Genomic DNA, 6,375 nt, shown 5'->3' with positions numbered 1-6,375 from the left:
TAACCCGATGGGTACCCCGTGAGTCAGACCAAACAATGGTTGGTATGAGATCGTGTCTTGCCGTGCGGGCGAACCGTCTCAATCAAAGGCTCCCGACCAGAGGCCCGGAAGCCGCGCCGTCAGAATGGCGGCATGACATCGACCGGGTCTATCACTCTTTGTTGTCTGACTGGTCCTGCAATGAAAATATAGGTGTCCAGGCCGCAAAAGAATCTCTGCAACCATTGGCATCATGATCTTTTTTTTGTAACCATATATTTGAAAATTAAGATTATAATTTCGGGGCGTCCCTCCATGTTCAAAAAGTTGCGCAAGAAATTAAAATTCATAATCAACATCAAAAAAGAAATTAAATATCAACATTATAAGCTTGCGCGGGTATCTTCCAATGGACTGAAGGGGTTTGCTTTCCACAGACTTGAACCTTCAACTGAAACCGGAGCAGACAAAAAGCTTAATGTCGCATTTTTTGGGCCCTGTGCCCTTTTGCCCATAATCAATTATGCGATCAATCACGGGCATCATGTGATCCATGTGGCAATGTGCGTTGATGAAAGTCGGCAGAGCCATTTTTCTCCGCCATTGTCGGAAGTAAATCACGAAAAAGCAGAAGTGAATGTCATTGGTCTTCCGCTTCGCTCGGTCATGGCTGAGGGGGCTGTGCCTTTTGATGGTTTTCAAAACGAAATATTCTGGCCACGCCTGAAAAGTGAAAGTGACCACGAAAATTATCTGAAATATTGTGTTGAATATATTTCCGATTTTGTGGATTCCATTTCTGAGCTGCTTGGTGGCAAGCCGACGTTCTTCCTGTCGTTCTGGGAACCACGGCAGAATTTCATGGGGTCGCTCTTTCCCCATTTTGATCTGTCAAATCCGCAGTATTTTGTGATGCGGCTCAATGCTGAGATGGAACGGATCATCCGTGCCTATCCGAATACGTACCTTCTGGATGTAAACAATATTCTTAATTCAATGGGACGTTTCCGCATACAGGATGATTATGCGCGGGAACTTTCCCATGCATCGAATATATTCGATACAACGTTCGAGGATGATACCAAGCGTATCCGCAAGAGTACGCCTCTTTCCCATATATATGACGTGGATGGCCAGCCCTCTGTTTATGGGCATTGCGTGTTTAACGCCATTCGCGACAATCTTGCCATTATAAACGCGGCGGCTCCCATCAAGCTCATCATTGTGGATCTTGATGACACCATGTGGCGTGGCGTACTCGCGGATGGCGACCGCTCGCCTTATGAACGGACCGATTACTGGCCAACAGGTTTAGCGGAAGCACTGCTTGTGTACAAGGCCAGGGGTGGGTTGCTGGCCATATGCAGCAAGAACGATCCCGAACTGGCCCGTGCCGAGTTCGAGCGCGTGTGGGGTGGGCGCCTCAGGCTGGATGACTTTGTATCGGTCAAGATCAATTTCCAACCCAAATCCGAAAATATCCTTGAAATACTGGACGAGGTGAATCTCCTGCCGGCCAATGTCCTGTTCGTGGATGACAATCCGCGTGAGATTGATGAAGTTCGGTCCGTTATCCCTGATCTGCGGTTCCTGAGCGAAGAACACATGGACTGGCGGCGTGCGATCCTGTTTTCGCCCAGCACGCAGGTGCCCCGGATCAGCACGGAATCCCAGCAACGCACGCAAAGCCTGCGCGCCAAGATCAATCGTGATCAGGTCCGGCAGAAAATGAGCCGCGAGGAATGGCTCCGTTCCCTTCAGATCAAACAGCGTTATGCTGTGGTACGTTCTGAAAATGACCGGAATTTTGCGCGCGCATTTGAACTGCTGAATAAGACCAACCAGTTCAACACCACAGGGCAGCGCTGGTCGCTGGACGCCATCAAGACGCTGTTTGCGCGGGGTGGATACATATTCTGTGTGTTCCTGCAAGACAAGGAAACGGATAATGGCCTGATCGGCTTGCATCTTGTACAGGAAAACAGGATTATTCAGTCCATCCTGTCATGCCGTGTGTTTGGCCTGTGTTCGGAATATGCATCCATGCATGTGCTGGCCCAGCATATCCTGAAGGAATATCCCACTGTAACCGGACACTTCATATCAACCGGGCGCAATTTCTATTGTGAGAACTATCTCGAAAAGTGTGGCTTTACCAAGGAAGCGGATGGCTTCCTGACCAGTGCGGCGCCGCCAAGGCCGCCAGAAATTACCAATGATAACAAAGTGACGTGGTAATGCGGCGTGCGCATAAGGATCAGGACCGCATGCCGCATCTTCTTTAGATATGCACGGTTGCTGGAAAAAAGTTCTCAATGACGGACCGGGGGCACGGGGCCTGTACAGGCAGGCCTTGCATGTGAACCGGTCCATGATCGCCACAAGATAGAGAAAACCCTATCGCATAGGGATGTAGGCGCTATCGAAACATCAGACCTGACTGGATCGGTCGATGGGCAGATCCCACTGCAGATACGGATATTTCCTATGTTCCGGATATGGCACCGTCGGGCGTGACCTCTGGCTGGACCTATAACGGTTTTGTACCGGTCATCTGAGCGTTTCAAGCTCGTATCAGCAGGCCGACGGGGCAATAAAGCATATGGAATGCTGTAAACTCGATGCCGTGGGGATTGCATCAAGCCGTGCGTTGTCACGCACGTGCGTTGCCGCGGGTCTTGGTGTTGGCAAATTCACCCTGGGTTACGTGAATGGCGGATTACTGTCCGACCGGGTCGGCGTCCGTGCAGCATGTCATGTTGATGCTGCTGCTGCGCCACAAGCAGCAGGATTGCCATGATTGGCCCCATGGCTGCATCATTTTTGCAACTATCTGCTTTTGACATGAAAAGAAATAATACCTGTTCCGTTCGGTATATATTCATACGGATATAGATATATCCCTGTAACAGGGAATGTGAAACCTTCATGCCGTTGGGAACAGACCTAAGCAGATCAGGCAACTTCTCCTGTGTCACGACATGGGCGTGTGCTTCAAAACCTTTGTTATTACATGAATTTTTGCGAGACATGACCGTAATGGTCTATTCGGGAAAGAACCTTCCGGATAGAACTTTGTGCAAGTCCAGTGATCACGACTACTGGTATATTCACAAATAATCAGGTTATTGGATATGATATATCAGAAATAAATATATATTGACAGTGTTTACATCCGATCACATACATTCCGGCAGATGACGTATATCAAAAGTCATGTTTGTAGAACGGAATGTTTCTCAATGCTGATACGGTCCTTCTTTAATAAGAAAACGACAAAAGTACGGACAAATTCTACTTCCAGTCCGGTTTCTGTTGAGAAGTGTTCCGAATGGCAGGATTTTACGACCCTGCGCTCGCTCGAATATTGTACTGCTCTGACCAATATAACGTCATGGCGTAACCTGTTCACCAGAATGCGGCGTAACCTTGTACTGCGGGGGGACAGGTGGGCGGTTCGGCCTGTATCGACCCTGATCCTTGTCCTGGGCTTTCCGGTCGCGGCGTCGGCCCAGTGCGTCACCAGTTCCACTGGAGGTTCCATTTCCTGCACGGCACCAGGTGGAACACAGGGCTCTACCGTTGTGAGTACCACCACGGTGGGAAGTATTACCAACGGGCTGTCCGTTACGGTTGGACAGGACGCCGTCATTTCAACAACCAGTGATGCGGTAACCAACCCCGCGACGCTTGAAAATGATGCGATTGTCGTCGGCACGAATTCCACGGTCGAGGTGGCCGGAACGGTCGAGACCCAGTCGGACAATATAGTCGGCAAGGGAGGTACTATTCCAGGATTGAATAGTACCGACACGATAGAAGGGGAAAACGGGACAACAATTACTGTTGATTCCGGTGGTCAGGTTCTATCCACGGGTGTTCAGAAAACGGCAGAGGCCATCAACCTTACCGGTGAAGGCAATACCATTATCAATAATGGTACCATTGAATCGCAAAATGCCGATGCAATGTATTTTGATGATGAGAAAGCCAATATTGGCACGGCGACGACTACCGCAACAATAATCAACAACGGTACCATTGCAGGGTATCTGGCCGATAATACAACAGCCAATCCGAATGGAAACGCCAGCACCGTTGCGATTGGTGAAGGTGGTGGCGAGACATTCAATATTACCAATGAATCAGGTGCCACGATCGAGGGGGAGATAGTCCTCAACAAGGGCGTCACCAACCTTACGGTTGATCCGGGTTCCACGATTACCGGCAGCGTGCATGCAGATGGCGTTGCGGCCACCAATACGGTTATTCTTGGCGGCGATTCTTCTTCAACCGGCGTTATGTCTTCGTCCCTTCAGGGTGTGGTCGACGGTTTTTCCACCCTGGACAAGACCGGGACAAGCACATGGGAAGCCGACAAATCCATCAATTCGGAACTGCTTAATAGCAAAGGGGGCGCAGAAGCGGTCGCGGTTGATGTGCAGGGTGGCACTCTGGCCCTGACGGCGGACAACAGTAAGTTTTCAGGAACCATGACAGTTGATTCCGCCGGAACGCTGAAAATCGGTGATGAGGCGGATGGCGCAACAACGGCGGGCAGCCTGACCGGCGCGGTAACGAATAACGGAAGCGTTGTCTTTGACAACAGCGCCAGTACCACGATGACAGGCCTGGCCATCAGCGGCAATGGCACCGTCACGCAGGAAGGTGACGGCGCGACGACCCTCGACACGGCACAGTCCTATACCGGGGCGACGACGATTGATGCAGGCACCCTTGCCCTGACCGGCAACGGCAGCATTGCAGATTCCAGTGGTGTCACTGTCAATTCGGGCGGGACGTTCGATATCAGCGGCACGAAATCCGGCACGTCGGTCCAGACCCTTTCCGGCACGGGTGGCGTCTCCCTGGGGGGCGAGACCCTGACGCTGTCCAACGCCAGCGGTACCTATGGCGGCGACATGTCGGGTACGGGCGGCGGCCTGACGGTGGCTGGCGGGACGGAAATCCTGTCGGGGCAGAACACCTATGCCGGCCTGACCACGGTGGGTTCCGCCGGGACGCTCGACGTGACGGGATCGGTTGCGGGCGATGCCTCCAACGCGGGCAAACTGAACGTGACGGGCACGGTCGCCGGTACGGTCGGCAACACCGGGACGATGGACGTCAATGGCGGCACGGTGGGCGCCACGACGAACAGCGGCACGGTCACGGCGGAAAACGGCACGCTGGCCTCGCTGGACAACACCGGGACCGCGACCCTGACGGACAGCACCGTGACGGGCGCGCTGAACAACGGGACAGGCGGCACGGCAACGGCGACCGGCGGGACGATCGGCAGCGTCACCAATGCCGGCACGCTGACGCTGGGCGCGGGCAATACGGTGACGGGTGATGTCACGAACACTGCGGGCGGCGCGCTGACACTGGATGGCGACACCGTTGGCGGGACGCTGGCCAGCAACGGAAGCAGCCTCGACGTGACGACGAACGGCGCGTCGGCCGGCTCGCTGTCGGGCAGCGGCAATGCCGCGCTGGACGGGACGCTGACGCTGACGAATGCGGCGGATACCTATTCCGGCGCGCTGTCAGGTGCGGGCGGCCTGACGGTGGCTGGCGGGACGGAAACCCTGTCGGGGCAGAGCACCGGCTATACCGGCACGGCCACGGTGGGGCCCGCCGGCACCCTGGATGTGACGGGATCGATTGCCGGGGATGCCAGCAATGCGGGCAATCTGAACGTGACGGGCACGGTTGACGGCACGGTCGGCAACACCGGGACGATGGACGTCAATGGCGGTACGGTGGGCGCCACGACGAACAGCGGCACGGTCACGGCGGAAAACGGCACGCTGGCGTCGCTGGACAATACCGGGACCGCGACCCTGACGGACAGCACCGTGACGGGCGCGCTGACGAACGAGGCAGCCGGCACGGCGACGGCGACCGGCGGGACGATCGGCAGCGTCACCAATGCCGGCACGCTGACGCTGGGTGCGGGCAATACGGTGACGGGCGACGTCACCAACGCCGCGGGCGGCGCGCTGACATTGGATGGCGACACCGTTGGCGGCACGCTGGCCAGCAACGGAACCAGCCTCGACGTGACGACGAACGGCGCGTCGGCGGCCTCGCTGTCGGGTAGCGGCAATGCCGCGCTGGACGGGACGCTGACGCTGACGAATGCGGCGGATACCTATTCCGGCGCGTTGTCGGGTAATGGCGGCCTGACGGTCGCTGGCGGCACGGAAACGCTGTCGGGGGCCAATACCTATAATGGTGTGACGACAGTGGCATCCGCCGGGACGCTGGATGTGACGGGATCGATTGCCGGGGACGCCAGCAATGCGGGCAACCTGAACGTGACGGGCACGGTCGCTGGTACGGTTGGCAACACCGGGACGATGGACGTCAATGGCGGCACGGTGGGCGCCA

Annotated in this window: 3 protein-coding genes and 1 pseudogene; 2 read left to right on the top strand and 2 right to left on the bottom strand. The window is 55.3% G+C overall.

All coding sequences use genetic code 11. From position 1 onward, the window contains the following. Positions 1 to 294 precede the first annotated feature (294 nt). Positions 295 to 2,217 (top strand): HAD-IIIC family phosphatase, encoded by a 1,923-nt coding sequence (locus tag GEU01_RS18835; protein ID WP_232272624.1) that lies wholly within the window; start codon positions 295 to 297, stop codon positions 2,215 to 2,217. A 99-nt stretch (positions 2,218 to 2,316) separates the two neighbouring features. On the opposite strand, the pseudogene GEU01_RS27070 reads toward GEU01_RS18835, so the two are convergent. After that, positions 2,317 to 2,502 (bottom strand): annotated as a pseudogene (locus GEU01_RS27070) (IS3 family transposase); the annotation flags it as partial. 170 nt (positions 2,503 to 2,672) lie between these two features. Next, positions 2,673 to 3,011: a hypothetical protein gene (locus GEU01_RS25955; RefSeq protein WP_157212891.1), complete on the bottom strand. Its 339-nt coding sequence runs from the start codon at positions 3,009 to 3,011 to the stop codon at positions 2,673 to 2,675. Between the two features lie 552 nt (positions 3,012 to 3,563). On the opposite strand from GEU01_RS25955, the gene GEU01_RS23335 reads away from it, so the two are divergent. Beyond that, positions 3,564 to 6,375 (top strand): beta strand repeat-containing protein (locus GEU01_RS23335; RefSeq protein ID WP_019087306.1); only part of this gene is annotated, 2,812 nt, incomplete at its 3' end.

Source organism: Komagataeibacter europaeus LMG 18890, assembly GCF_000285295.1.
GTDB classification, from domain to species: domain Bacteria; phylum Pseudomonadota; class Alphaproteobacteria; order Acetobacterales; family Acetobacteraceae; genus Komagataeibacter; species Komagataeibacter europaeus.
Note: the sequence above shows the minus strand (reverse complement) of the source record. Positions and strands in the feature narration are given on the sequence as shown.